25 protein-coding genes, 1 tRNA gene and 2 pseudogenes are annotated in these 24,039 nt (G+C 72.5%); 11 read left to right on the top strand and 17 right to left on the bottom strand.

The genetic code is table 11. The annotated features are described in order from the left end of the window. The first annotated feature begins 6 nt into the window (after positions 1–6). The gene (locus ACTWPP_RS18680) at positions 7–711 is read left to right on the top strand and encodes a 3-keto-5-aminohexanoate cleavage protein (RefSeq protein ID WP_443105544.1); all 705 of its coding nucleotides are present in this window, start codon (positions 7–9) and stop codon (positions 709–711) included. Positions 712–736: 25 nt separating this feature from the next. Here ACTWPP_RS18680 and ACTWPP_RS18685 read toward each other — a convergent pair whose 3' ends face one another. Genes ACTWPP_RS18685 through ACTWPP_RS18695 form a run of 3 tightly spaced genes read right to left on the bottom strand, consistent with a single transcriptional unit; the run spans position 737 to position 3,678 of the window. Then, the gene (locus ACTWPP_RS18685) at positions 737–1,351 is read right to left on the bottom strand and encodes an Rv1733c family protein (RefSeq protein ID WP_443105545.1); all 615 of its coding nucleotides are present in this window, start codon (positions 1,349–1,351) and stop codon (positions 737–739) included. Between the two features lie 42 nt (positions 1,352–1,393). Further along, positions 1,394–2,995, bottom strand: coding sequence for an MFS transporter (locus ACTWPP_RS18690; protein ID WP_443105546.1), 1,602 nt, complete (start codon positions 2,993–2,995; stop codon positions 1,394–1,396). Next, a complete protein-coding gene (locus tag ACTWPP_RS18695) occupies positions 2,992–3,678 on the bottom strand; it encodes an LppX_LprAFG lipoprotein (protein WP_443105547.1) in 687 nt (228 codons plus the stop codon). Before ACTWPP_RS18695 ends, ACTWPP_RS18690 begins: the two co-directional genes overlap by 4 nt. Before the next feature lie 178 nt (positions 3,679–3,856). On the opposite strand from ACTWPP_RS18695, the gene ACTWPP_RS18700 reads away from it, so the two are divergent. Then, positions 3,857–3,930, top strand: a tRNA-Ile gene (locus tag ACTWPP_RS18700). Between the two features lie 275 nt (positions 3,931–4,205). Here ACTWPP_RS18700 and ACTWPP_RS18705 read toward each other — a convergent pair. After that, a complete protein-coding gene (locus ACTWPP_RS18705) occupies positions 4,206–4,979 on the bottom strand; it encodes an enoyl-CoA hydratase-related protein (RefSeq protein WP_443105548.1) in 774 nt (257 codons plus the stop codon). A 64-nt stretch (positions 4,980–5,043) separates the two neighbouring features. Here ACTWPP_RS18705 and ACTWPP_RS18710 point away from each other — a divergent pair, with 64 nt between their 5' ends. From ACTWPP_RS18710 to ACTWPP_RS18740, 7 genes are all read left to right on the top strand, one after another. Next, positions 5,044–5,436 carry a DUF7715 family protein gene (locus tag ACTWPP_RS18710; protein WP_443105549.1) on the top strand — a complete coding sequence of 131 codons (393 nt, stop codon included), beginning with the start codon at positions 5,044–5,046 and terminating at the stop codon, positions 5,434–5,436. A gap of 16 nt (positions 5,437–5,452) precedes the next feature. Further along, entirely contained in the window at positions 5,453–5,755 is a 303-nt protein-coding gene (locus ACTWPP_RS18715) for an MTH1187 family thiamine-binding protein (RefSeq protein ID WP_443105550.1), read from the top strand. 320 nt (positions 5,756–6,075) lie between these two features. Next, on the top strand, positions 6,076–6,888 hold the full coding sequence (locus ACTWPP_RS18720; RefSeq protein ID WP_443105551.1) for an ABC transporter ATP-binding protein: 813 nt from the start codon (positions 6,076–6,078) through the stop codon (positions 6,886–6,888). Next, positions 6,885–7,700, top strand: coding sequence for an ABC transporter ATP-binding protein (locus tag ACTWPP_RS18725; RefSeq protein ID WP_443105552.1), 816 nt, complete (start codon positions 6,885–6,887; stop codon positions 7,698–7,700). The genes ACTWPP_RS18720 and ACTWPP_RS18725 overlap by 4 nt, the downstream gene beginning before the upstream one ends. Next, positions 7,697–8,587 carry a branched-chain amino acid ABC transporter permease gene (locus tag ACTWPP_RS18730; protein WP_443105553.1) on the top strand — a complete coding sequence of 297 codons (891 nt, stop codon included), beginning with the start codon at positions 7,697–7,699 and terminating at the stop codon, positions 8,585–8,587. Before ACTWPP_RS18725 ends, ACTWPP_RS18730 begins: the two co-directional genes overlap by 4 nt. After that, positions 8,580–9,704 (top strand): branched-chain amino acid ABC transporter permease, encoded by a 1,125-nt coding sequence (locus tag ACTWPP_RS18735; protein WP_443105554.1) that lies wholly within the window; start codon positions 8,580–8,582, stop codon positions 9,702–9,704. Before ACTWPP_RS18730 ends, ACTWPP_RS18735 begins: the two co-directional genes overlap by 8 nt. Continuing rightward, positions 9,701–10,969 (top strand): ABC transporter substrate-binding protein, encoded by a 1,269-nt coding sequence (locus ACTWPP_RS18740; RefSeq protein ID WP_443105555.1) that lies wholly within the window; start codon positions 9,701–9,703, stop codon positions 10,967–10,969. The genes ACTWPP_RS18735 and ACTWPP_RS18740 overlap by 4 nt, the downstream gene beginning before the upstream one ends. A 70-nt stretch (positions 10,970–11,039) precedes the next feature. Here ACTWPP_RS18740 and ACTWPP_RS18745 read toward each other — a convergent pair whose 3' ends face one another. Genes ACTWPP_RS18745 through ACTWPP_RS18755 form a run of 3 tightly spaced genes read right to left on the bottom strand, consistent with a single transcriptional unit; the run spans position 11,040 to position 14,007 of the window. Beyond that, positions 11,040–11,858 carry an ABC transporter ATP-binding protein gene (locus tag ACTWPP_RS18745; RefSeq protein WP_443105556.1) on the bottom strand — a complete coding sequence of 273 codons (819 nt, stop codon included), beginning with the start codon at positions 11,856–11,858 and terminating at the stop codon, positions 11,040–11,042. Continuing rightward, on the bottom strand, positions 11,858–12,922 hold the full coding sequence (locus tag ACTWPP_RS18750) for a FecCD family ABC transporter permease (protein ID WP_443105557.1): 1,065 nt from the start codon (positions 12,920–12,922) through the stop codon (positions 11,858–11,860). The genes ACTWPP_RS18745 and ACTWPP_RS18750 overlap by 1 nt, the downstream gene beginning before the upstream one ends. After that, positions 12,919–14,007: a FecCD family ABC transporter permease gene (locus ACTWPP_RS18755; RefSeq protein WP_443105558.1), complete on the bottom strand. Its 1,089-nt coding sequence runs from the start codon at positions 14,005–14,007 to the stop codon at positions 12,919–12,921. Before ACTWPP_RS18755 ends, ACTWPP_RS18750 begins: the two co-directional genes overlap by 4 nt. Before the next feature lie 89 nt (positions 14,008–14,096). Between ACTWPP_RS18755 and ACTWPP_RS18760 the strand changes: the two genes are divergently transcribed. After that, entirely contained in the window at positions 14,097–15,134 is a 1,038-nt protein-coding gene (locus tag ACTWPP_RS18760; RefSeq protein ID WP_443105559.1) for an ABC transporter substrate-binding protein, read from the top strand. Positions 15,135–15,145: 11 nt separating this feature from the next. Next, on the top strand, positions 15,146–15,973 hold the full coding sequence (locus ACTWPP_RS18765; RefSeq protein WP_443105560.1) for a siderophore-interacting protein: 828 nt from the start codon (positions 15,146–15,148) through the stop codon (positions 15,971–15,973). 45 nt (positions 15,974–16,018) lie between these two features. On the opposite strand, the gene ACTWPP_RS18770 is transcribed toward ACTWPP_RS18765, so the two are convergent. The 10 genes and pseudogenes from ACTWPP_RS18770 to ACTWPP_RS18815 all read right to left on the bottom strand — a co-directional run. Next, a complete protein-coding gene (locus ACTWPP_RS18770; RefSeq protein WP_443105561.1) occupies positions 16,019–16,228 on the bottom strand; it encodes a DUF397 domain-containing protein in 210 nt (69 codons plus the stop codon). Next, a pseudogene (locus ACTWPP_RS18775) lies at positions 16,225–17,051 on the bottom strand (helix-turn-helix domain-containing protein). Before ACTWPP_RS18775 ends, ACTWPP_RS18770 begins: the two are co-directional and overlap by 4 nt. A gap of 169 nt (positions 17,052–17,220) precedes the next feature. Beyond that, positions 17,221–17,550, bottom strand: coding sequence for a monovalent cation/H(+) antiporter subunit G (mnhG, locus tag ACTWPP_RS18780; protein WP_443105562.1), 330 nt, complete (start codon positions 17,548–17,550; stop codon positions 17,221–17,223). Continuing rightward, entirely contained in the window at positions 17,547–17,813 is a 267-nt protein-coding gene (locus ACTWPP_RS18785; RefSeq protein ID WP_443105563.1) for a monovalent cation/H+ antiporter complex subunit F, read from the bottom strand. Before ACTWPP_RS18785 ends, mnhG begins: the two co-directional genes overlap by 4 nt. Then, positions 17,810–18,346, bottom strand: a complete 537-nt coding sequence (locus tag ACTWPP_RS18790) for a Na+/H+ antiporter subunit E (RefSeq protein WP_443105564.1) — start codon at positions 18,344–18,346, stop codon at positions 17,810–17,812. The genes ACTWPP_RS18785 and ACTWPP_RS18790 overlap by 4 nt, the downstream gene beginning before the upstream one ends. After that, the gene (locus ACTWPP_RS18795; protein WP_443105565.1) at positions 18,343–19,863 is read right to left on the bottom strand and encodes a Na+/H+ antiporter subunit D; all 1,521 of its coding nucleotides are present in this window, start codon (positions 19,861–19,863) and stop codon (positions 18,343–18,345) included. Before ACTWPP_RS18795 ends, ACTWPP_RS18790 begins: the two co-directional genes overlap by 4 nt. Then, the gene (locus ACTWPP_RS18800; protein ID WP_443105566.1) at positions 19,860–20,342 is read right to left on the bottom strand and encodes a Na(+)/H(+) antiporter subunit C; all 483 of its coding nucleotides are present in this window, start codon (positions 20,340–20,342) and stop codon (positions 19,860–19,862) included. The genes ACTWPP_RS18795 and ACTWPP_RS18800 overlap by 4 nt, the downstream gene beginning before the upstream one ends. After that, positions 20,339–23,227 (bottom strand): hydrogen gas-evolving membrane-bound hydrogenase subunit E, encoded by a 2,889-nt coding sequence (gene mbhE, locus ACTWPP_RS18805; protein ID WP_443105567.1) that lies wholly within the window; start codon positions 23,225–23,227, stop codon positions 20,339–20,341. The genes ACTWPP_RS18800 and mbhE overlap by 4 nt, the downstream gene beginning before the upstream one ends. A gap of 187 nt (positions 23,228–23,414) precedes the next feature. Further along, positions 23,415–23,552 (bottom strand): hypothetical protein, encoded by a 138-nt coding sequence (locus ACTWPP_RS18810; RefSeq protein WP_443105568.1) that lies wholly within the window; start codon positions 23,550–23,552, stop codon positions 23,415–23,417. A 4-nt stretch (positions 23,553–23,556) separates the two neighbouring features. Continuing rightward, positions 23,557–23,937, bottom strand: a pseudogene (locus ACTWPP_RS18815) (BTAD domain-containing putative transcriptional regulator); the annotation flags it as partial. Between the last annotated feature and the right edge of the window lie 102 nt (positions 23,938–24,039).

Here is a 24,039-nt window from a genome sequence, read left to right on the forward strand (position 1 = left end):
CGCACCATGCTCCAGGTCTGCCCGAACGGGAGCCGGACCGAGGGCGTGCCGGTCTCACCGGAGGAGATCGCCGCCGCGGTCCGGTCCGCCGCCGACGTCGGCGCGCAGGACGCGCACGTGCACCCGAAGGACGAGACGGGCGCCGACACCCTGGACGCCTTCCGGGTCGCCGCGGCCGTCACCGCCGTCCGCGCGTCCACCCCGTCGATCGGCGTGGGAGTGACCACGGGCGCGTGGACGGCGCCCGACCCGGTCGAGCGCGCCGCGCTGATCCGCTCCTGGACGGTCGTGCCCGACCACGCGTCGGTGAACTTCCACGAGACGGGCGCCGAACTGGTCGCCGAGGCCCTCTTCGAGCGCGGCGTCGCCATCGAGGCGGGCGTCTTCTCCGGCACCGACGCCGCCGAGCGTTTCGTACGCTGGCCGCACGCCCACCACGTCCTGCGGGTCCTCGCCGAGGTCACCGACACCGACCCGGAGACCGCGACCGGCACGGCCAAGGCGCTCCTGCACGACCTCGGCACCCGGCACGGCCGCCCGACCCTCCTGCACGGCGAGGACGGAGGCACCTGGCCCGTCCTGCGCCTCGCCGTCCGGCTGAACCTCGACGTCCGCATCGGCCTGGAGGACACCCTCACCCTCCCCGACGGCGCCCCGGCCGCCGACAACGCCGCCCTGATCCAGACGGCACGCGCGCTCCTCCCCCGGTGACGAGCGGACGGACGCCGAGAGGGCGTCAGGAGCGGGGGTTGTGGCCCGCGTCGGCGTCCATCCGGGCCCAGTCCGCGTCCCACATGCGGTCGCGGTGCCGGTCGCAGCGGCGGCGGACGAAGACGTACATCACCAGGACGGGCAGCGCGCTGCCGAGGACGGCCGCCGTCCCCGCGTAGGCGGCGTCGGTCACCGTGCGGCTGTGCGGGCGGGGCCGGACCGCCGGGTTCCCGTCGCGGTCGACCCAGATCTTCCGTTGTGCCCCGACCTTGACGTCCTTCCAGCTCGGCAGGGTCCCGGCGCGGGTCTCGCCGTTCTCGCCCGGCCAGGTGGCATGGACGGTCTCATGGATGTAGCGGTCGCCGGACGAGCCGGTTCCGCCGGTCGCGGTCACCGTGGCGACGACCTGGCGGCGGTTCGCCCGCTCGGCCTCCTCGGCGCGGACGCCGGCCTCGTAGGACCAGGCCGCGGCCCAGGCGGCCAGCGGCGGCGCGGTACCGAGAAGCAGCACGAGCAGGGCGAGGGCGATCGCCCGCTGGACGCGGTCCACCCGCCGCCGCAGCTCGCTGTGCTCCAGGCCGAGCCGCCGGCGCAGCCTGGTGAGCGGGGTGTCCCGCCGGCCGATACCGGACCTGCGCATCTGCGTCACCTCCCCGGGGAGTGCCCTCCCGGCAAGAGGCCTTCAGCCATCTTTTCCCAGGATATTCCCGAGTCCGTTCATCGGCACATGGCCTGTGGCCGAATCCTTTCCCGGTTCCCGCCCGGTATGCCGGATTGGTGACCAATTTTGGCCATGGTCCGGATCCTCGTCCGGGCCCCGGCCGCCGGCGGCCAGCGCGAGGAGCGCGCCGACGACGCACATCCCCGCGGTGATCCAGAAGATCTCCTGGTACTCGGTCCGCAGCGCGTCCTGCAAGGCCGCGTTGTAGATCTCCATCTGCCGCTCGAACTCCTCGTCCGACAGCAGGATCGGCAGCGGCGGCTGCAGATCGGCGGTCAGCGCGTGGAAACGGTAGAACCCCCACGCCGACAGGGCGGAGATCCCGAGCAGCATCCCCATCATCCGCGCCACCACCACCGCGGCCGACGCGACACCATGCCGCCCCGCCGGGACGAACCTCAGCACCGCCGACGACACCGGCGCGATCACCAGGCCGAGGCCGAGGCCGGTCACCACGAGATCGACGTCCATCCTCGGCAGCGGCCCGTACGAGGCGTTCGCCAGGTCCGCCGGCCACGCCGCGATCAGCAGATAACCCACGGCGGACACCGCCATGCCCACCACCATGGGCCACCGCTCACCGAACCGCCTGGCGATCACGCCCCCCGCCACCGCAGCGACCGGCAACGCCACGAGGAACCTCGTGAGCAGCAGAGCACCCTCCGTCGCATCCTTGTCCAAGACGGTCTGCGCCACCAGGACGACGTCCACGAGCGTCACCATCAGCGCCGCACCCGACAGCAGGCTCACACCCAGCGTGGCCAGCAGCGGCCCCCGCCGCACCCCCGACAGATCCAGCAGCCGCGTCCTCGCCTTGATCTCCCAGAACACGAACACCACGAGGACGGCCGCACCCGCGACCAGCACCGGCGGACCCCACGGCGGCAGCGCCGACTCCTGCGGCTCCGGATTGTAGACACCGGCGACCAGCAGCCCGAGCCCCAGCGCCAGCAGCAGCCCGCCCACCACGTCCACACCGGGCCTCGGGCCCACCCCGCGCCCGCCCGGCACCGCGGACTGAACCGCGACCATCGCCACCAGCACCAGCGGAAGATTGATCCAGAAGATCGCCCGCCACTCCAGAACCGCCGCGACACCCGCCCCGTACAGCGGCCCCAGCACGCTGCCCAACTCCTGCGCAGCACCCACCGCGCCCAAGACCACCGGCCGCTGCCGCTCCTCCCACAGATCACCCGCCAGCGCCATCGTCACCGGCAGCAGCGCACCGCCCGCGACGCCCTGCACCACCCGCCCCGCCGTCAGCAGCGGCACACCACCGGCCACCGCCGTGACCGCCGAGCCCACCGCGAAGAACACCAGGCACGCCTGCAGCAGCGGCCGCCGCCCGAACCGGTCCGACAACTGCCCCAGCAGCGGCATCGCCGCCACATACCCCAGCAGGAACCCCGTCAGGACAGGCGTCACCCGCTCCAGCCGGTTGACCGGGATATCGAGATCCTCGACCACCGGCACCAGGATCGTCGTGACGACATAGGCGTCCAGCGCGGCCAGCAGCACCACCGCGCCGCCGGCCCCGATCGCGACCCGGCGACGCCCCCTCACTTCGGCGCGCTGATCTCATAAGGGGCGTCGAACTCGGTGAACGAGATCACCACAGCGCCCTTGTCCTCGGGAAACGCCCCGCGAACCTTCACCAGGCGGTGATCGGCCCTGCTCACCCAGACCTGACCCTCCAGATCCGCGTTGATCCCCGGGATGAGGCCCGCGATCTGCGCCTTCGGAAGCTTCGCCCCGACCCGGTAGGTCTCCTTCCCGTCCACCTTCTCCACGGCCTGCGGCACCGGCGACGTCGCCGCCGTCAGCAACTTCGCGATCCCCCGCTGCGGATCCAGCACCGCCGACGGGTCGTACATGCTCGCCGCGAGCGCCTTCGGCAGCTTCCGCCACCCGCCCGTCCCCGCGTCCAGGTAAATGCTCTCCCCGACCGCGACGACCTTCATCTCGATGTTCTGGCCCTGCTGCTCGACCGTCATTGTCCCCTCCGCGTCACCGCCGCGGAGCAGCTTCATGTCGCCGCCCTTCACGACGACGGGAGTCTCCCCCTCCGACTCCACGGTGAACGCCACGCTCTTCAGGTTCCCCATCGCCTGCGCGGCCTGCCGCAGCGTCTGCGCGGCGTCGAAGTCCGCCTTCCCGGCGGGCTCGTCCGATCCGCCCCCGCTGCAAGCACCGGTCGACACCAGCGCCAGCAACACGGAAACGAGGACGAGGATGCGTCTGGACATACGCCGGACCCTACCGACGGGTACCCGCGCCCGTCACTCGGTACGAGGTATGACATCGCCCCACCCGAAGTAGGACCCGGCGGCGACACGGCACGTCGGCTTTCCTGTGGCAGCCCCGGATTCCCCGCCGCTAAGATGACACCCGGCAACGCCCCCACCGTCCACCGGGGGACGCCTCGGGGCGGTAGCTCAGCTGGTCAGAGCAGGAGACTCATAATCTCCCGGTCGCGGGTTCGAGTCCCGCCCGCCCTACGGACCTGGGCGAACCATGCCCGCGGAGAGCGCGGGCCGGGGGTCCTTCGTCGTGTTGATCCGGGGGGCGACCCCCGGGCCCCCGATGTGGGGGCTCCGCCCCCACGCCCCTTGTCGGCTCGGGTTCTTGTCAGCGTGCAGGTCGTCGGCGGCTCGCCGCTCCATCCTCGATGATGTGGGCTCCGCCCCCACACCCCTCACCAACTGGGGGTGGGAGGTCGCTGTCGGTGGCTCGCCGCTCCTTGGAAATGCCCCACAGGACCGATCGCGGGGTGTCAGGCGGGCCAGGTGGGGTGGCGCTTTTCCAGAAAGGCGGTCATGCCCTCCTGGGCCTCGGGGGTCTGGCTGGAGGCGGCCATCACCTCGATCGCGTAGGCGTAGGCGTCCTGCTCGGGACGGTCTAGCTGCGCGTACATGGCCTGCTTGCCGAGGGCCTTGCTGCGCGGGCTGCCCTGGGTGGCGCGCAGCAGCAGCTCGTGGGCGGCCTTGTCCAGCTCGTCGTCGGGCACCGCGTAGTTGATCAGGCCCCAGTCGGCGGCGGTGGCGGCGTCGAAGACCTCCCCCGTGAGGGCCATCTCCGCGGCGCGCTTGCGTCCGATGTTGTGGGCGATCGCCACGAGCGGCGTGTGGCAGAACCAGCCGCCCTTGCCGCCCGGCGCGGCGAAACCGGCGCTCTCGGCGGCGACGGCCAGGTCGCAGCTCGCCACGAGCTGGCAGCCGGCGGCGGTGGCGAGACCGTGCACCCGGGCGACCACCACCTGCGGGACGGACTGGATCGTCCGCATCAGCTCGGCGCACACCTGGAGAAGGTCGCGGACATCGGCGTGGGACGCCCCCGCCATGTCGGCGAAGTCGTGGCCGGCGGAGAAGACCGGGCCGTTCGCGGCGAGGATCACACCGCGGGCGTCGCTGCCGCCGGCCTCGCGGAACGCGTCGGTCAACGCGAGGAGGAACGTGCGGGACAGCGCGTTGCGGCGGCGCGGCCGGTTCATCGTGATCGTGGTGAACGCCCCGTCGCGGTGGAGCAGGACGTCGTTGTCTTCGCTCATGGTCCCGACGTTACGTCAGACCCTCGTCGTACGGTGGGCTGGTCCACGGACGCGCCGAGGGGGTATGGCCTTGAAGCTGCTCACCGCCACCAACTCCAGCCAGGGATTCCGCGACAACGACTTCGACTGGTGCGTCGAAGGAGAGCTGGTCCACATCGGGATGGTGTGCGCCCGCGACCGAGACGATCCGGACGGCGGCTGCGGATGCGGCCGGTCGTTCGCCGGGCTCAACTCCCACCGCGCCACGACGACCGCGATGGTCAGGGACGTGCCGGGGTTCACGAGCGACGACTACGTGCTGGCGATCAGGTCCAGCCTCGAGCAGCAGGGCTGCGACCCGGCGTTCGCCGAGCACGAGGCGGCGCTGCTGCGGTGCCTGGTGCGCGACTGGCCGGTGGGCGCCATCGTCGAGCGGCGCCTGGATGAGATCGTGGTACGGCAGGTCCTGCAGCCCTGACCATGGGAGGTGCACGATGCTCGTCGCGTTCTCGGTGACCCCGCTCGGCGCGGGCGAGGAGGTCGGTGAACTCGTCGCGGAGGCGGTCCGGGTCGTGCGCGAAAGCGGCCTGCCCAACCGCACCGACGCGATGTTCACCACGATCGAGGGCGAGTGGGACGAGGTGATGGCCGTGGTGAAGGCCGCCACCGACGCCGTCGCGGCGCGTGCGCCGCGCGTGGGCCTGGTCGTCAAGGCCGACATCCGGCCCGGCGTGACGGGCGCCCTCGACGCCAAGGTCGAGTCGGTGGAACGCCACCTCGGTTCGGCCACTCCCTGAGAGCCTGCTGAACGACCGCAGCCGGTCACTCTGCCGAGGCGCCGGCCCGCTCCGCATGCGGACCGGGCTCCCGGGATTGTCGACGCATGCCCCGCTCGCCGTCCCGGGTGAGCGGCAGTGCCCCTGAACAATCGCTCACCGCGCACAACGAGGAGGGCGAAACGCCGCCCGGATCCTCCCGCCGGGCGGCCCTCCACTGTGCTCGCCACACAACCCGAACGGCGTTCGATTGGACGCCCGCCACGTCTTGCCCGCGCCCCATGGACGCAGGTCGACGGCCCGTGTTGGGGTGCCAGCCACACGAGATTGTGGAGGCGTGCATGGCGAACGGGACCCTCGCGGTCCGTGATCTGTCGGTGAGCTACGGCCGGGCCGTGCGGGCCCTGCGCGGGGTGTCGCTGGACGTCCCGGCGGGCTCTGTGACGGCGGTGCTCGGCGCGAACGGGGCGGGCAAGTCGACGCTTCTCCGGGCGATCTCGGGGACGCTCCCGTTCCACCGCGGCGCGGTGGACGCGGGCACCGTGCGGCTGGGCGACCGGTCGCTGATCGGTCTGCATCCGGCCACCGTCGTGGCGGCCGGGGTGGTGCAGGTGCCCGAGGGGCGGCGGGTGTTCGGCCGGCTCAGCGTCGAGGAGAACCTGCGGGCGGGCGCGCTCGGCGCGCCCAGCCGGTCGGAGGCCGCGAAGGCGCACGGGCGGGTGCTGGAGCTGTTCCCGGTGCTGACGGAGCGGGCACGGCAGCGGGCCGGGCTGCTGTCGGGCGGGGAACAGCAGATGCTCGCGATCGGGCGGGCCCTCATGGCGTGCCCGTCGATGCTGCTGCTGGACGAGCCGACGCTCGGCCTCGCGCCGCTGATGGCCGAGCGGATCGCCGACACCGTCCGGGAGATCAACCTGCAGGGCACGGCGATCCTGCTGATCGAGCAGAACGCCGCGCTGGCGCTGGAACTGTCGTCGCACGCGCACGTGATGGAGGTCGGCGCGGTCGCCCTGCACGGCCCGTCCGCCGAGCTGGCCGGAAGCGACGAGGTGAGGCGCCGCTACCTCGGCGTCGGCGAGGAGATCGCCGGCGACGAGGAGGGCGACCCCGGCAAGGACGTTCCGCCGCCGGCGCTGGAGAGGTGGACGGGGTGAGCGATACGAGCGAGCTGGTGGTCAGTGGGCTCACGGTTCGGTTCGCCGGGCTGACGGCGCTGGACGACGTCGGCTTCACGGTCGCGCCCGGCAGCGTCCACGCGATCATCGGGCCGAACGGTGCCGGGAAGTCGACGTGCTTCAACGTCCTGTCCGGCGTGTACCGGGCGAGCGAGGGCAGCGTCCGGTTCGGCGGGGCGGAGCTGACCTCGCTGGCCCCGCACCGGATCGCGGCCCTGGGCGTCGCCCGCACGTTCCAGAACATCGCGCTGTCGCGGTACCAGTCCACCGAGGACAACCTGATGCTGGGGCGGCACCGCCTCACCCGCGCCGGGTTCGCGTCCGCGGGCCTGCGGACGCCGCGGGCGCGCCGCGAGGACGCGCGGCACCGGGCACGGGTACGCGACATCGCCCGGTTCGTGGGCGTGGACGAGCATCTCGGCGCACCCGTCGGGATGCTGCCCTACGGCGTCCAGAAGCGGGTGGAGCTGGCCCGCGCGCTGGCGATGGAACCCCGGCTGCTGCTCCTGGACGAGCCGGTCGCCGGGATGAACGGCGGTGAGCGGCGCCGGATGGCCGAGGTCATCGCCCGCGCCCGCGCCGACCTCGGGGTCTCGATCCTGCTGGTCGAGCACGACATGGGGATGGTCATGCGGCTGGCCGACGAGGTCACCGTCCTGGACTTCGGCAGGCGCATCGCGGGCGGCGACCCGGCGCGGGTGCAGCGCGACCCGGCCGTGATCCGCGCCTATCTCGGCGCCGCGCACGTCCCGGCGGCGCCCTCCCACGCGGACTCGGAAGGAAATCCTTGAGCACGTTCATCGAGCTGGTGGTCAACGGGGTCTCGGCGGGAGCGGTGTACGCGCTCATCGCCCTCGGCTTCGTGATCATCTTCAAGGCCACCGAGGTGGTCAACTTCGCGCACGCGTCGCTGCTGCTGGCCGGCGGCTTCGTGACGGCCGTGCTGCACGACGACATCGGCTTCCTGCCGGCCCTGGCCGCGGGCATCGCCGCGGCGGCGGCCGCGGGCGTCCTGATCGAGGTGCTGGTGCTGCGGCGCGCGCGGGTGGAGAACCACGCGGTGCTAGCGATCGTCACGATCGGCGTCGACATCGTGATGACGACGGAGCTGACGCGGCGGATCGGCACGCAGGTCCTCTCGCTCGGCGACCCGTGGCAGAACCGGGTCGTGTACGTGGGCGGGGTGGGCATCGCCCAGACGCGCATCGCCGCGTTCGTCGTCGCCGCGGTCATCATCGCGGCATTCCTGCTGGCGTTCCGCTTCACGTCGTGGGGCGTGGCGATGCGGGCGGCGGCCGAGGACGGCGAGACGGCGTCGCTGATGGGCATCCGGCTGACGCGGGTCTCGCTGGCCGCGTGGGCGATCGCGGGCGCGCTGGCGGCCGTCGCGGCGCTGTTCCTGACGGTGTTCCCCACACCGGGGCTGGACCGCGGCACCTCGTTCGCCGCGATGAAGGCGTTCCCCGCCGCGATCCTCGGCGGGCTCGACTCCACGACCGGGGCGCTGGTCGGCGGTCTCATCGTCGGGCTCACCGAGTCGCTCGTGACCGGCTACCAGGGCGACCTGACGTTCCTGGGCCGCGGCATCGGCGGCGTGGCGCCGTTCCTGGTGATGCTCGCCGTGCTGCTGGTCCGCCCCGCCGGGCTGTTCGGGACGAGGGAGCTGTCGCGTGTCTGAGCGTCCGTCCTTCCTCCGCCTCTCCGGGCCGCGGCGGAGGTGGTTCACCGCCGCGGGCATCCTGGTCCTGCTCCTGCCGCCCTTCTATCTGGACGCGTTCTGGCTCCTGACGGGCCTGTTCGCGATGTCCGCGGCGATCGGCGCGATCGGCCTGAACCTGCTGACCGGGTCCACCGGCCAGCTGTCGATGGGGCACGCGTTCTTCCTCGCCGTCGGCGCCTACGGGTACGTGTACCTGGCGTCCGGCTCCGAGGACGGCATGGTGGGCCTCGGGCTGCCGACGCCGCTGGCGTTCGTCGGCGCGGTGGTCCTCGCCGGCGTCGCGGGCGGGCTGTTCAGCCCCATCGCCGGACGGCTGCGCGGCGTCTACCTCGGCATCGCCTCCCTCGCGCTGATCTTCATCGGCCAGCATGTGCTGTTCAACGCCGAGAGCGTCACCGGCGGCTTCAACGGACGCGACGTCCCGCCGCTGGAGATCGCCGGGTTCCGGTTCGACGACTCCCCCGGGGTGGTGCTGTTCAACGTGCCGCTGGGCGCGGTGGAACGGCTGTGGTTCCTCGGCCTCGCGCTGCTGGTCCCGGCGGCGTGGATCGCGCGCGGCGTCCTGCGCGGCCGGCCGGGACGGGCGATGAACACGATCCGCGACCACGAGGTGGCGGCGGCCGTCATGGGGGTGCCGGTGGCGCGTTACCGGGCCGGCGTGTTCGTGCTGTCGTCGATGTACGCGGGCGCGGCCGGCGGGCTGCTGGCGCTGGCGTTCCAGCGGACGGTCCCGGACTACTTCGGGATGTTCCTGGCCCTCGACTATCTCGCCATGATCGTCATCGGCGGGCTCGGCAGCGTCGCCGGGGCCGTCGCGGGGGCGGTGTTCGTCTCCGTCCTGCCGCAGCTCCTCACCCGCTTCGGCGACGACCTGCCGCTCGTCGCCACCCCGGGCTCGGGCGGGGTCTCCCCCGCCGAGGCGGCCCGGATCCTGTACGGCGCCGCCGTCGTCGCCGTCGTCCTGTTCCTTCCCCGCGGCCTGGCCGGGATATGGCCGTGGCTGCGCGCCGCGGCCGCGCGCCGCCGGGCCGCCCGACCCCTCACCCGACTCGAGAAAGAGGAGCAACCCGCATGAAGCGAATGGCGCGCGTCACGGCGGTCGCCGCCCTGGCGCTGGCACTGCCGCTGAGCATGGCGTCCGGCTGCAGCAAGAAGACGACCGGCGGCACGGGGGCGACCGGTGCCGACGGTGTGAAGCAGGGCACCGGCGTCACCGACAAGAAGATCAGCGTCGGTGTCGAGACCGACATGACCGGGGTGTACGCGCCGCTCGGCAAGAGCCTCACCCAGGCGCAGCAGATGTACTTCGAGCAGGTGAACGCGCAGGGCGGCATCTGCGGGCGAACGGTCGAGCTCGTCGTCCGCGACCACGGCTACGACGTGCAGAAGGCGGTGGCCGCCTACAGCGAGCTGAAGTCGAGCGTCATCGGCCTCGCGCAGTTCGTCGGGTCGCCGATGGTGACGGCGCTCGACGACCGCATCACGGCCGACAAGATGTTCGTCATCCCGAACGCGTGGGCGACGACGCTGCTCGGCAACCAGTACATCCAGGTCACCGGCACCACCTACGACGTCGACATGATCAACGCCCTCGACTTCCTGGCCAAGGAGAAGGGGATCGAGAAGGGCGACAAGGTCGGGCACGTGTACTTCGAGGGCGACTACGGCGAGAGCGCGCTCGCCGGGTCGAAGTACGCGGCCGGCGAGCTCGGCCTGACGATCGTCGAGCAGAAGATCAAGGCGACCGACAACGACATGACCGCGCAGGTCTCGGCGTTGCAGCGCGCCGGGGTGACGGCGATCCTGATGAGCGCCGGCCCCAAGCAGTCGGCGTCGCTCGCGGGCGTCGCCCGGTCCAAGGGTCTGATGGCGCCGATCGTGGCGAGCAACTCCGGCTTCTCCCCGCAGCTGCTGAAGACCCCGGCGGCGCCGGCGCTGCTGAAGGGCTTCTACCTCGCCACCGCCGGCGCGCCGATCTCGTCCGACCTGGCGCCGGTGAAGAAGCTGGCGGACGACTACGCGAAGAAGTACCCGGGGCAGCCGCTGGACAGCGCGGTCGTCAACGGCCACACCAGCGCGGTGATCTTCGCGGACGCGCTGAAGAAGGCGTGCGAGGCCAAGGACCTCACCCGGGACGGCGTGATCAGGGCGCACCGGTCCACGACCGCCTACGACGGCGGCTACGGGACGCCGATGGACTTCTCGAAGGTGGACGAGCCGGGCACCCGCAGGACCTACATCCTGCGGACGGACGCCGAGGCGCTCGGCGGCATGGTCGTCGAGCGGGAGGCCACCGCGTCCAAGGAGGCCGAGGCGTACAGGGTCCCGGCCGGCAAGTAGCCGGCCCCCTTCGTTGACCTGCGGCGCGTCGCCCTTATGAGGCGTCCTTCAAGGGCGGACGCGCCGCGGGTCAACGTGAGAGGGCCTCGGTGAGGGGGCGGGTGCGCGCGGCCGGGACGACCAGCGGCGTCCCGGTCTCGGGGCAGTCGATCACCCGGCACGGGAGCCGGAAGACCTCCTCGACCAGCTCCCCGGTGACCACCGAGGACGGCTCGCCCTCCGCGACGATCCGGCCGTCCCGCATGGCGATCATGTGGGTGGCGTACCGGGCGGCGTGGTTGAGGTCGTGCAGGACGGCGACGACCGTGCGGCCCTCCTCGTGCAGCCGGGCGCACAGGTCGAGGACCTCGATCTGGTGGGCGATGTCGAGGTAGGTCGTCGGCTCGTCGAGCAGGAGGATCGGGGTCTGCTGGGCGAGCGCCATCGCGATCCAGACGCGCTGCCGCTGCCCGCCCGACAGCTCGTCCACCGCCCGGTCGGCGAGGTCCTGGACGCCGGTCGAGGCCATCGACCCGGCCACGACCCGCTCGTCCTCCTTCGACCACTGCCGCAGCAGGCTCTGGTGCGGGTACCGGCCGCGGGAGACCAGGTCGGCCACCGTGATGCCCTCGGGCGCGATCGACGACTGCGGCAGCAGCCCGAGCGTCCGCGCCAGCTTCTTGGCGGGCCAGCCCGCGATGGGCTCGCCGTCCAGGACGACGGTCCCGGCGGACGGTCTGAGGATCCGCGCCAGTGCCCGCAGCAGCGTCGACTTGCCGCACGCGTTCGGGCCCACGATCACGGTGAACGATCTGTCCGGGACGACCACGTCGAGGTTCTCGGTGATGGTGCGCTTGTCGTAGCCGAGGGTGAGCCCGGTACCGGCGAGCCGCGGGTGTCCATTCGTCATCAAATACGTCCCGTCTTGCGTTGGGTCACGAGGAGCCAGACCAGGTATCCGCCGCCGAGGAGCCCGGTCACCACGCCGACCGGGAGCTGGTGCCCGGGGAAGGCGCGCTGCGCCGCCCAGTCGGCGGCCACCAGCAGCGCCGCGCCCATGCACATCGCGGGCAGCAGGTTGGGCCCGGTCGTGCGGGTCAGCCGACGGGCGAGCTGCGGCGCCGTCAGCGCGACGAACGCGACCGGGCCGGCCGCCGCCGCGGCCAGCGAGGTGAGCAGCACCGCGGCGGCCAGCATGATCAGCCGCACCCGCTCGATGGGGACGCCGAGGCCGTTCGCCGCGTCGTCGCCCATCTCCAGCATCCGCAGCGCCCGGCCGCAGCCGACGAGCACGAGCGGCCCGAGGACGGCGAGCCCGGCGAGCACGGGCGCTGCGTCCGCCCAGTCGCGGCCGTCCAGGCTGCCGGTCAGCCACAGGACGGCGCGGGCGGCGTCGATGATGTTCGCCTGGGTGAGCAGGTAGCCGTTCACGCCGGTGAGGATCGCGGCGACGCCGATGCCGACGAGGATGAGCCGCTGGCCGTGGGCGCCGCCCCGTCCCGCCACCGCGTACACGACCAGCCCGGTCGCCAGCCCGCCGGCCGCCGCGCCCGAGGCGACCGCGACGGCGCCGCCGCCGGTCAGCACGACCACGGCGAGGACGCCGGTCGCCGCGCCCTGGCTGAAGCCGAGGATGTCGGGGCTGCCGAGCGGGTTCCGGACGAGCGACTGGAAGATCGCCCCCGCCAGCCCGAGCGCCGCGCCCACCGCGAGCCCGGCCGCGACGCGCGGCAGCCGGATCCGGTTCACGATGAGCGAGTCGGCGGGCGAGCCCTGCCCGGCGAGCGTGCGGACGACCTCGGCGGGGCTCATCGGGAAGTCGCCGGTGCCGATGAGGAGGACGCCCGTCCCGAGCGCCACCGCCAGGCAGAGGGCCGCGACGGCCAGGGCGCGCGGGCGGAAGCGGAAGGAGAGCCCGGCGGGCGTCCGCACGACGGCGAAGCGCGGGCCGCGATCCATGAGACGCCCGATCATGAGGCGAGCGCCTTGCCGAGCGGGCGCCGGACGAAGTACAGGAACACCGGCCCGCCCGCAACGACCATCACGATCCCGACCTGGAGCTCGGAGGGACGCACGACCACGCGTCCGAGGACGTCCGCCGCCAGCATCAGGGCCGGCGAGAGGACCGCGCAGTAGGGGAACAGCCACCGCAGGTCGGACCCCGTCAGGGCGCGGACGAGGTGCGGCACCATCAGCCCGACGAAGATGATCGGCCCGCACGCCGCGGTCGCCGCCCCGCACAGCAGGGTGACCGTGATGATCGCGATCACCCGGGCCCGCCCGGGATCGGCTCCGAGCGCGCGGGCGGCGTCCTCGCCCATCGCCATCGCGTTCAGGGGACGGGCCAGCAGCAGCGCCAGCAGCAGCCCGGCGGCGACGAACGGCGCGACGCGCACGATGGTGTGGTTCTGCGCGGAGGCGAGCGACCCGACCGTCCAGAAGCGCATCCGGTCCAGGGACGCGGTGTCGAGGAGCTGGACCGCGTTCACGTACGAGAACAGGGCGGCGTTCAGCGCGGATCCGGCCAGGGCGAGCCGGGCGGGGGTGGCGCCGCGGCCGCCGCCGACCGCGTAGAGCAGCACCGCGACCGTCCCGGCGCCCGCGAACGCGAACCACACGAACCCGGTGAACGAGGTGACGCCGAGGAAGGAGATCGCCGAGACGACGGCGGCGGAGGCACCGGCGTTGATGCCGAGGATCCCGGGGTCGGCGAGCGGGTTGCGGGTCAGCGCCTGCATCACCGCGCCGGCGAGCCCGAGCGCCACGCCCGCGAGCAGGCCGAGCAGGGTGCGCGGGAGGCGCATGTCGTGGACGACCGTGTACGCGGCCGAGTCGGCGTGGAACAGGCCGTCCCACGCCTGGCCGGGCGACAGCGGCTTCGCGCCGACCGCGAGGCTGAGCACGGCGGTGGCGAGCAGGAACAGCAGCGCGGCGATGAGCCCGGTCGCCCGCCTGCCGCCCGATGGCCGTGGGGCGGACGGCGTGACCGGCGTGGGCTTGGTCGACAACACCTGGCGGGCTCCGGGGGACGCGCCGGGGGACCGGGCGACCGGCCCCACCGGTGGACAGAAACTTAGGTTAGGTTAACCTAAGTCCCGATCAAGCCCGCACCAGGGCCACCGTAGTTGATTCATGGAGAACGTCCGATATGTCCAGCACCGGTGCTCGTCACCTCTCCCGTGCCGCGCTCTCCCGGCGGGGTTTCCTCGGCGCGGGCGGCGCCGTCGCCCTCGGCGCCCTCATCGGCGCGTGCGGCGGCGACGGCGGGACCGGCACGGCCTCCCCCGGCGGCGCCTGGTCGTTCACCGACGACCGCGGCGAGAAGGCCGAACTCAAGGCACGGCCCGAGCGCGTCGTCGGCTACGTCGCCACCGCCGCCGCCCTGTACGACTTCGGCGTCGACGAGCAGATCGCCGGCGTGTTCGGCCCGACGAAGCTCAAGGACGGCAGGCCCGACCCGCAGGCCGGGAACCTGCCCGTCGACCGGCTGGAGATCATCGGCAACGCCTTCGGCGAGTTCAACATCGAGAAGTACGCCGCGCTCCGCCCCGACCTCCTCGTCAGCAACATGTTCCTCGAGAACGAACTGTTCTACGTCCCGCCGGAGAGCAAGGACAAGATCTTCGCGCTGGCGCCCAGCAGCGCCATCGCCGCCGGGGCCGTGCCGCTGCCCGAGCCGATCCGGCGGACCGCCGACCTCGCCGCCGCGCTCGGCGCCGACCTGAAGGCCGACCGGGTCACCGCCGCCCAGGCACGGTTCGAGAAGGCGGCCGAGGCGGTGCGCGCGGCGGCCGAGGCCAACGCGGGCCTGAAGGTGCTGGCCGCGTCCGCGAGCCCCGACCTGTTCTACGCCTCCAGCCCGGACAAGAACACCGACCTCATCTACCTCAAACAACTCGGCGTCGACCTCATCGTCCCCGAGAAACTCGACCAGAACGGCTACTTCGAGAACCTCAGCTGGGAGAACGCCGGCCGGTACAAGGCCGACGTCATCATGCTCGACTCCCGCACCCAGGCGCTCCGGCCCGGGGACCTCGGCTCCAAGCCGACCTGGAAGGACCTGCCCGCGGTGAAGGCCGGCCAGGTCGTCCCGTGGCAGCCCGAGCCCCGCTTCTCCTACGAGGGCTGCGCGCCGCTCCTCGAAGCCTTCGCCGCGTCCCTCCAGTCCGCGAAGAAGACCGACTGAAAGGCTCCGCGATGACGAAACCGTCCCACCCCTACGCGTTCTTCGACCTGCACGTCCTGCGGTCCGAGCGGCTCGGCCCGTCCATGGTCCGGGTCACCTTCGGCGGCGAGTCCCTGAACGGCTCCGCCGAAACGGCGTTCGTCTCCGCCGGGCGCGACCAGCGCATCAAGCTGTTCTTCCCGCACCCGCACCAGGACGCGCCCGTCATGCCGGACAACAACGACGGCGAAACCTGGTTCGCCGACTGGCGGGCCCTGGACCCGGCCGAACGCGGCATCATGCGCTCCTACACCGTCCGCGACCGCCGTCCCGGCGAACTCGACGTCGACTTCGCCCTGCACACCGACGGCTCCTCCGGCCCTGCCGCCACCTGGGCCGCGGCGGCCCGTCCCGGTGACCGCGTCACCATCCTCGGCCCGACCGGTCCCGACAACGGCGGCTACGACTTCCGCCCGCGGCCCGCGAGCCCGGTGCTGATCGCGGGGGACCTGACCGCGCTGCCCGCCATCGCCGGGAACCTCGCCTGGCTGCCCGCCGGGACGTCCGCCCAGGTCTGGATCGACGTCCCGCACCCCGACGACCGGCAGAACCTGCCCACCGCCGCCGACGCGAACATCACGTGGGTCTCCCCCGGCGGTCTCCTGGACGCCGTCCGGGCCGCCGACGTCCCCGCCGACGCCTACGCCTGGATCGCGGGCGAGGCGGCCGTCGTCAAGGCGCTGCGCCGTCACCTGGTGAACGAACGCGGCCTGAACCGCCGCACCGTCACCTTCACCGGCTACTGGCGCCGCGGCGCCACCGAAGAGGACCTCCTCGCCGAGGCCGTCGCCGAGGAGTAGGGCCCCGCCGACGCCACCCGAGGGTGTTGATGGGGTCGGGTGGGCTCAGCCCAGATCGAGCCCGCCGCTCTTCACCCGCTGAGCGAACACGCGCCATTCGGCGGACGCGAAAAAGAGTTCAGGCCCGTCCGGATCCTTGGAGTCCCGCACCCCGACCTCCGCAGCAAGGCCCGCCACCTCCACACAGTCCCCACCGGTGTTGGTACTGCGACTGCTCTTCCGCCACTGAACCCGCGACTGATCACCGGTGCTCATAGGTCCTCCAAGATCACTTGAAGTAGCTTCAGGGACTCGCCGGTAGGCAACGCTACGCCCCGGATCAAGTCGAAAACTAGCGCATACGCCCGCACAGCGTCGCCCCGCTCGATCAGCTGACCGCTCATGTGGCCTTCCACGTAGGCGACTTGAGGGTCGTCTTCGAATCCGAGCAACGTGAAAGCACCCGGGAGACCGGCATAGGCCCCTGTGGTGCTCGGCACGATCTGCAGCGTGACGTTCATCCGGTCGGCCAGATCGATGAGGTGCTGTACCTGGCCGCGCATGACCTCCGGACCTCCGACCGGCCTCCTGATGGCGTACTCGTCGAAGACCACGACGACATGGCAGGGGTCCTCCCCCTCCAGGATCGCCTGGCGAGAGAGCCTCGTCGCCACCAGCTCTTCGACTTCTTCGGCGTCCTCCCTGCCTTCAGTTGCTCGTACGCGTACTCCCGCGTCTGGAAAAGGCCCGTTACCGCCATGGCCTCGAACTTGTGGATCACCCGTGCCATGGCCTCACGCTGGAGGAATTCAGCGAAGCCGGGCGGGAGGATCTGGAGGTGCCCGAGACGCTGGATCCATTCCCAGATTCGGTGGAATGCCGCTTTCGTCTCGAAGAACGTGTCGCAGTCCTTCGCGAAGTCCTCGGACGGGGCGTTGTCACCGCGCTCTATCAGGCCGATCCACTGGGGTGAGTAGCCGAGCTTCGCGGCGAGTTGTGGACGTCCGAGTTCTGCCGCTTCGCGGCATGCGCGCAGTTCTGTACCGAAGTATTCGACGGGGGTCTTCGGGACTTCGATGCTACGGGGACAGCGGGGCATCGTTGCCTCCAGGGGGAAAGCATTGCCGGTTTTCGATTGCGCCAGACGGCATTCTCCGCATGCTCATCTCGCTCTTTCCGACAATAGAGATATCACAGTAAGCCGTGAAGCGATTACTCAAAGAAACCGCGTCCCCGTTGTCGGCCGGACTCCGTCGGCGGTCCCGGACTCAGGTCCCCTGATCGGTATCGTCCACGGTGAGGGTGGTCCGGTCGATCACGCCGGCGCGGTAAGCGGCGCCGGCGATCGTCTGGGCGGTGACCGGTGCGGTGAGCAGCTGGAAGAACGCGACGAGGATCAGCGGGGTGGCGGCCGAGACGGAACCGGTCTGGGGCGCGACCCCGGCGAGGATCAGCAGCAGCCCGATCGTCTGCGGTTTCGTCGCGGCGTGCAGCCGGGTGAGCAGGTCCGGGAACCGCAGGGCGCCGAGGGCGCCGAGGGCGGAGAAGACGGCGCCCGCGGGCAGCAGGACGGCGGTGACGACGTCGCCGGCGTTCATGGGCGCTCCCTCCGGGCCCCCGCCAGGCGGGCGGCGCTGACCGAGCCCACGAAGCCCAGCATCGCCACGACCAGCAGGAGCGTGGCGTGCGCGGGTTCGCGCCAGTAGGCCGCGTGCACCGCGATGCCGCTGACCAGCAGGACGGCCAGGACGTCCACCGCCAGGATGCGGTCGAAACTGGAGGGGCCGCGCACCAGCCGCGCGGTCGTCATCAGGAACGCGGCACCCAGCAGCGCCATGGTCACGGCGTAGACGACGTTCATCGGTCCTCCTTCGGTGGTGCGTCCTCCCAGGTCACGAACGCGCGCATCAGCCTCTCCTCGGTGCGGACCACGCCGTCCCGCATCGAGTCCGCCTCCTGCGGCCCGCGGACCGGCACGGCGTGGATGCGCAGGACGGTCCGTTCCGCGTCCAGGTCGATCAGGATGGTGCCGGGACGGAGGGAGATGCTGTTCGTGACGGCCAGCAGGATGAGGTCCGAGCGGGACCGCATCTCCACGTCGATGATGGCGCCCCGCACGTGCCCCGGCCGGTACAGCGCGTGCCAGCCGATGACGACGCTGGACGCCAGCAGGTCCCAGGAGAACTCCAGGACGGCCTCGACGACGCGCAGCGGCCGTATCCGCCTGACCAGCGGAACCGCGGGGAGCCGGCTCGCCGCGTACGCGGCGGCGACGGCGATGCCACCGCCGATCACGGTGAGGGCGTCGACCCGCCCCCACAGCAGCAGCCAGATCCCGAGCAGCCACACTCCCATGGCCAGGCGGGAGCCGGCGCGGCGGAGGGCGTCGTTCACGGCGTCCCTCCGTCCAGCACGGCGTTCCGGTACGCCGTCGGGTCCAGGAGGTCCGCCGCGGCGCGGTGGCTCCAGGACGACAGCGGCCCGGCGAGCACGGCGATGAGCAGGCCGCCGACGACCAGGACGGCCGTCACGATCCCCATCACCCGGGTGCTTCCCCGCGTGTAGGACCCGGCGGCGGGGGGCTCGCCGGCCTCCTTCGGGCGGGGACGCCAGAACCCGAGCGTCCAGATCCGGGTCATCGCCATGAGCGTGAGGAGGCTCGCCAGCACCGCCACCCCGGTGACGGCGTAGCCGATGAGGCGCCCTGAGCCGAGGCCCGCCTGGAACAACGCGAGCTTGGCGATGAAACCCGAGGACGGCGGCATCCCGCTCACGCTCATCGCGGGAACGAAGAACAGCACGGCGATGAACGCCGACAGGCGCGCCAGGCCGCCGAGACGGCGCAGCGACGTCTCCCCCGTGCGTCCCTGCATCAGGTCGCTGACCAGGAACAGCGTCGCCTGCACGACGATGTGGTGGACGAGGTAGAGGATCGCGCCGGTGAGGCCCGCGACGCTGAACAGCCCCAGGCCGAACAGCATGTAGCCGATGTGGCCCACCAGGACGAAGGAGAACACCCGGTGGATGTCGTCGTGGGTCAGCGCGCCGAGGGTGCCGGCGAGCATCGTCGCGGCGGCGAGGACGAGCATGGCCCACGACGCCTCCTGGCGGGGGAACAGCAGCGTCTCCACCCGGATGAGCGCGTAGATGGCGGCCTTGGTCAGCAGCGCCGCGAAGACGGCCGTGACCTTGGTGAGGGCGGCCGGGTAGCTGTCGGGCAGCCACAGGTGCAGCGGGGCGATCGCCCCCTTGATCCCGAACACCATGAGGAACAGCAGGCCGAGGGCCGTCCGGGTGCCCGCGGGCAGGTCCGCGACGCGCCCGGACAGGTCCGCGAGGTTCACCGAGCCCGCCGCCGCGTAGGTCAGGCCGATCGCGGTGAGGAACAGGATCGAGGACATGAGGCTGACCACGGTGTAGGTCATGCCGGCCCGGACCCGCTCCGCCGTCGGGGTGAGCGTCATCAGCACGTAGCTCGACGCCAGCATGATCTCGAACGCGACGAAGAGGTTGAACAGGTCGCCGGCGAGGAAGACCAGGCAGACCCCGGCGGTCAGCGTGAGATACGCGGGATAGAACACCCCCGGCTCGTGCCGGCTGAGGCCGCCGGCGCCCTCCGCCACGGCATGCAGCATGATCGCGAGCAGCACGGCGGTGGACACCACGAGCAGCAGCGCCGACAGCCGGTCCGCGACGAGGGTGATGCCGAGCGGCGGGGCCCAGCCCCCGACCTGGACGGCGATCACGCCCTCCCCGGCTACGGCCGCCAGCAGCCCTCCGGCGGCCGCCAGCACCGCCGCCACGGCCAGCGGGCCGAGGACGCGCAGCCAGTTCTCCCGGCGCCGGCTGATCATCGTGAGCGCGGCGCCGAGCAGCGGCAGCACGAACGGCAGCGGGACGAGGACGTTCACGCGGCGCCGCCCGTCCCGCCGTTCCCGCGTTCGGCGCCCTCCTGCTCGGCGTCCTGGTGCTCGGCGTCCTCCTCCAGCGGATCGGCCTCCTCGTCGGGACCGCCGGCCCAGGCCTCATGGCGGCGCTCGGCGCAGATCCGGTGGTCCTCGACGTCGTCGCGCACCTCGTCCTCGCCGAGGAGCATCCGGCTGCGGAACGCCAGGGCCAGCAGGAACGCCGTCACGCCGAAGGTGATGACGATCGCGGTGAGCGCCATCGCCTGCGGCAGCGGGTCGGCCATCGGCCGCGTGGACCGCTTGCCGAGCAGGGGCGGCGACCCGGCGGCCCCGCCCGCCAGCAGCAGGAGCAGGTTGGCGCCGTGCCCGAGCAGCATGAAGCCGACCACGATCCGGATGAGGGACCGCTGCATCAGCAGGTCGAAGCCCGCCGCGAACAGCACGGCGACGGCCACGACGAGAACGAGGGCGGGACCTGTCATGACCGCGCTCCCTCCGCGGCGCCGCCTTCGTCCGCGCCGCCTTCCTCGGTGTCGCCTTCCTCGGTGTCGCTCTCCTCAGCCAGGGCGCTCTCCTCCAGGGCGCTCCTGTCGAGGCTCGCGCCGAGCGTGGAGAGGATCGTCAGCACCAGCCCGAGCACCAGCAGGTACACCCCGACGTCGAAGAACAGGCTGGTCGGGACCTTGACATCGCCGACGACGGGCAGTGCGGCGTGCAGGATCTCGCTCTTCAGGAAGTCCCCGTCCGCGAACCCGCCGAACGTCCAGCCGGCCGCACCCGTGGCGACCGCCAGCCCCAGTCCGCCGCCGAGCAGGACGCCGGGCCGTACGGGCAGCGCGGTCGCCAGTTCACGCCGCCCGCCCGGCAGGTAGCGCAGGACGTACGCCATGGCCGCCACGAGGCCGCCCACGAACCCGCCGCCGGGACGGCCATGCCCCGCGATGAGCAGGTAGATGGAGAACACCAGGATCGCCGGGGCGAGCAGGCGCGCCGCGGCCGCCGCCGGCACCATCGGCGCGCCGCCCAGGGCGGGGCGGCCCGACGTGGCGAGCCAGCGTCTCCTTCCCTGTTCGCCCGCGTCGGCCTCGCCGCCGGACGGGTGCGGCGCGCGGCGTCCGCTGAGCACCAGGCCGATGACGCCCATCGAGGCAACGCCCACCACCGTGATCTCGCCGAGGGTGTCCAGGGCCCGCGTCTCGACGAGGATCATGTTCACGACGTTGTCGGTCCCCTCCTCGGCCGCGAGTTCGGCGTAGCCGTGACCGACCGGCCGGGTGCCGCGGCTCAGCGTCGCGACCACCAGGAACGTCGCGACGAACCCGCCCAGGCACAGGCTGATCAGGCCGGTCGCGAACCTGGCGGGGCGCTTGCGGCGGCGCGGCGGGAACCGCTCCGGGAGCCGCCGCAGCACCAGCACGAGGGTGATCAGCGAGAGCGTCTCCACGACGAGGTGGGTGAGCGCGAGATCCGGCCCGCCGTACGTCACGAAGAGCCCGCCGATCGCGTAGCCGACCCCGGACAGCAGCAGCGCCGCGGACAGCCTGCGGCGCGCTCGCAGCGCCGCGAGCGCGCAGACGATCACGACCACGCCCAGGACGGGCTGAACCGGGTTGTCCCAGCCGCGCAGGGCGTCCGCCGCGGGGTCCGGGCTCGTCCCGCGGATCATGCCCACGGTGAGCGCCGCGCCCGGCACCACGAGCACCGCCGTCCCGATCACGCCGAGGTAGACGGGGAGAGAACCGACCTGCGCCCGCTTCGTGACCGCGTGTGCCCCCGCGAGGATCGCGCGGGCCACGCCGTTGTAGCCCCGCTGGCCGTCGGGGACGGGCCACCGCAGCGGCCTGGCCGGATACGACCGGCCGAAGAGGAGGAACAGCCCGAGACCGCCCGCGACGGCGAGCGCGGACAGGGCGAGCGGGAGCCCGAGGCCATGCCAGAGGGCGAGTTCGTACCCGGTGCCCCGGCCGAGCGTGTCCGCGTAGGGCGCGACCATCGCCTGCACCGGGCCGGAGAAGAAGCCCATGGCGAACCCGGCGGCGGCGGGCACGGCCACCGGCACGACCATCCCCCACGGGTCCGCCGCCCGCGCGCCGCCCCCGCCGCCGGCGAAGGCGCCGTGGAGGAACCTCGCGCCGTAGGCGGTGGTCAGCGCCGCCCCCGCGACCACCCCGGCGAGGACGACGGCGTCCAGGCCACCGTGGGCGAACGCCTTGATCGCGGCCTCCTTCGCCACGAACCCCAGGAACGGCGGCAGGCCGATCATGGACACGGTCGCCGCCGTCGCCGCGATCGCCGTCACGGGCAGCCGCCGCCCCATCCCGGACAGCTCCCCGGCGCGGCGCGTCCCGGCCTCGTGCTCGACGACGCCCGCCGCCAGGAACAGCGGCGCCTTGAACAGGCCGTGGGCCAGCAGCAGCGCGGTCCCCGCCAGCGCCGCCGTCCGGGTCCCGTCCCCGAGGAGGACCATCAGGAAGCCCAGCTGGCTCACGGTCCCGTAGGCGAGCAGCGCTTTCAGGTCGTCCTGCCGGAGCGCGATGGCACCGCCGGCGAGCAGGCTCACGAGCCCCACGCCGATCACCGCCGGCCGCCACAGGCCCGTGTCGGCGAACGCGGGCGACAGCCGCGCCACCAGGTAGACGCCCGCCTTCACCATCGCGGCGGCGTGCAGGTAGGCGCTCACCGGCGTGGGCGCCACCATCGCGGCGGGCAGCCACGCGTGCAGCGGCATCTGCGCCGACTTGGCGAACGCGCCCAGCAGGACCATCACCAGGCCCGCCTCCGCCGCGGCGCCGCCCGGCGGGTCGGCGAGCAGCGCCGAGATCCGGTAGGTCCCGGCGGTCTGGCCGAGCACCACGAACCCGGCGAGCATGACCAGCCCGAACGCGGTGGTCATCAGCAGCGCCTGGGCCGCCGCGCGCCGGTCCTCGGCGCGGTCCGGGCGGGTCGTGCCGATCAGGATGAAGGAGCTGAGCGTGGTCAGCTCCCAGAACACGTAGAGGACGAGCAGGTTGTCGGCGAGCACCAGACCGGTCATCGCCCCCGCGAACGCCACGAGCGTCCCGATCACCAGTCTCTCGGGACCCTCGAAGTACCAGCCCGCGTAGCACAGCGCGACGGCGCCCACACCGCCGACCAGCAGCAGCATGACGACGGACAGCGCGTCCAGCCGGAAGTCGAGCGCGAGCCCGAGATCGGCGGCCCACGCGACCTTCTCCGTCAGGTCGTCCCTACCGGCCCGCGTCGCGGCCCAGACCGCCGTCGCCGCCGGGAGCACCGCCGCGGCGCACGCCGTCGCACGCCGGTGACGTCCCAGCGCCCAGGGGACGGCGACCGCCACGACGGCATAGGCCAGAACCAGCGTCACCATGCCGCCCGCAGCCCCCCTCTCCCAAGGCACGCACAGCCGATCTACCCGGCCAGCGCCCGCGAAACGGCGGGTTGAACAACGCGATAAGGGCCCGATAACGGCCCGGCCTAGCGTTTCCCGCGTCAGCCGAGAGAACGGAGAGAACGTGAACAGATCGGGCTGCTGGCCGGGGCCGTGGTGGCGGGGGTCACGGCGTCCGCTGCAACTGGAGCGGCGACGACCCGACTGGCAGGGCGGGTCCGTCCAGTGCAGGCCGCACGACGTCCCGGAACGCCGACCCGCTGCCGGTCACCTCCCGGCCGCTGAACGCGGCCGACCTCGCCATGCGCTCACACCGGTGGACGAGTAGGCGGGCGGACGAAACCTCCCCCCGGAGGCCGAGGGCGCCGCACGCGCCCGGCGGCCTTCCGCCGTTCAGGGGTCATCGCGCGCAGGACGGCCGTGTGGACGTCCCGCAGTTCGCGTCCCGGCCGCGCCAGGGCCACCATCAGAAGCGCCCGCAGCCGTTCGCGGTACGGATGCTCCGCCACCGGCACCATCAGCTCCCCGACGAGCTCATGGTGGCGGCCGAGCGCCAGTTCCACCTGCGCGGCCTCCTCGACGGCGGTCAGCCGCAGCTCCTCCCACCGGAGTGCGCCCGCGGCGATGACGAGCCGGTCGAGCCCGGCGAGCACCGGCCCGTCCCACAGGGCCAGCGCGCCGCGAAACCCTTCCGAGGCAGAACGTCATTGCGTTCCACAGCCAGGACACCCCAGCAAGCCCACCACCCACCTAAACAACCCCAAAAACAAAACCACCCACCCAGAAAGGGG

Source organism: Actinomadura sp. 3N407, assembly GCF_052245875.1.
Classification (GTDB): domain Bacteria; phylum Actinomycetota; class Actinomycetes; order Streptosporangiales; family Streptosporangiaceae; genus Spirillospora.

Bases quoted from the DNA above. Each gene is read 5' to 3' on its own strand.
- mnhG (WP_443105562.1), bottom strand. From the start codon at position 17,550: ATGAACGCCGGCGACGTCGTCACCGCCGTCCTGCTGCCCGCGGGCGCC.
- ACTWPP_RS18715 (WP_443105550.1), top strand. From the start codon at position 5,453: ATGCTCGTCGCGTTCTCGGTGACCCCGCTCGGCGCGGGCGAGGAGGTC.
- ACTWPP_RS18770 (WP_443105561.1), bottom strand. From the start codon at position 16,228: ATGAGCACCGGTGATCAGTCGCGGGTTCAGTGGCGGAAGAGCAGTCGC.
- ACTWPP_RS18765 (WP_443105560.1), top strand. From the start codon at position 15,146: ATGACGAAACCGTCCCACCCCTACGCGTTCTTCGACCTGCACGTCCTG.
- ACTWPP_RS18800 (WP_443105566.1), bottom strand. From the start codon at position 20,342: ATGACAGGTCCCGCCCTCGTTCTCGTCGTGGCCGTCGCCGTGCTGTTC.
- ACTWPP_RS18750 (WP_443105557.1), bottom strand. From the start codon at position 12,922: ATGATCGGGCGTCTCATGGATCGCGGCCCGCGCTTCGCCGTCGTGCGG.
- mbhE (WP_443105567.1), bottom strand. From the start codon at position 23,227: ATGGTGACGCTGGTTCTGGCCTATGCCGTCGTGGCGGTCGCCGTCCCC.
- ACTWPP_RS18720 (WP_443105551.1), top strand. From the start codon at position 6,076: ATGGCGAACGGGACCCTCGCGGTCCGTGATCTGTCGGTGAGCTACGGC.
- ACTWPP_RS18810 (WP_443105568.1), bottom strand. From the start codon at position 23,552: ATGGCGAGGTCGGCCGCGTTCAGCGGCCGGGAGGTGACCGGCAGCGGG.
- ACTWPP_RS18685 (WP_443105545.1), bottom strand. From the start codon at position 1,351: ATGCGCAGGTCCGGTATCGGCCGGCGGGACACCCCGCTCACCAGGCTG.
- ACTWPP_RS18680 (WP_443105544.1), top strand. From the start codon at position 7: ATGCTCCAGGTCTGCCCGAACGGGAGCCGGACCGAGGGCGTGCCGGTC.
- ACTWPP_RS18745 (WP_443105556.1), bottom strand. From the start codon at position 11,858: ATGACGAATGGACACCCGCGGCTCGCCGGTACCGGGCTCACCCTCGGC.
- ACTWPP_RS18785 (WP_443105563.1), bottom strand. From the start codon at position 17,813: ATGAACGTCGTCTACGCCGTGACCATGGCGCTGCTGGGTGCCGCGTTC.
- ACTWPP_RS18710 (WP_443105549.1), top strand. From the start codon at position 5,044: ATGGCCTTGAAGCTGCTCACCGCCACCAACTCCAGCCAGGGATTCCGC.
- ACTWPP_RS18695 (WP_443105547.1), bottom strand. From the start codon at position 3,678: ATGTCCAGACGCATCCTCGTCCTCGTTTCCGTGTTGCTGGCGCTGGTG.
- ACTWPP_RS18760 (WP_443105559.1), top strand. From the start codon at position 14,097: ATGTCCAGCACCGGTGCTCGTCACCTCTCCCGTGCCGCGCTCTCCCGG.
- ACTWPP_RS18705 (WP_443105548.1), bottom strand. From the start codon at position 4,979: ATGAGCGAAGACAACGACGTCCTGCTCCACCGCGACGGGGCGTTCACC.
- ACTWPP_RS18740 (WP_443105555.1), top strand. From the start codon at position 9,701: ATGAAGCGAATGGCGCGCGTCACGGCGGTCGCCGCCCTGGCGCTGGCA.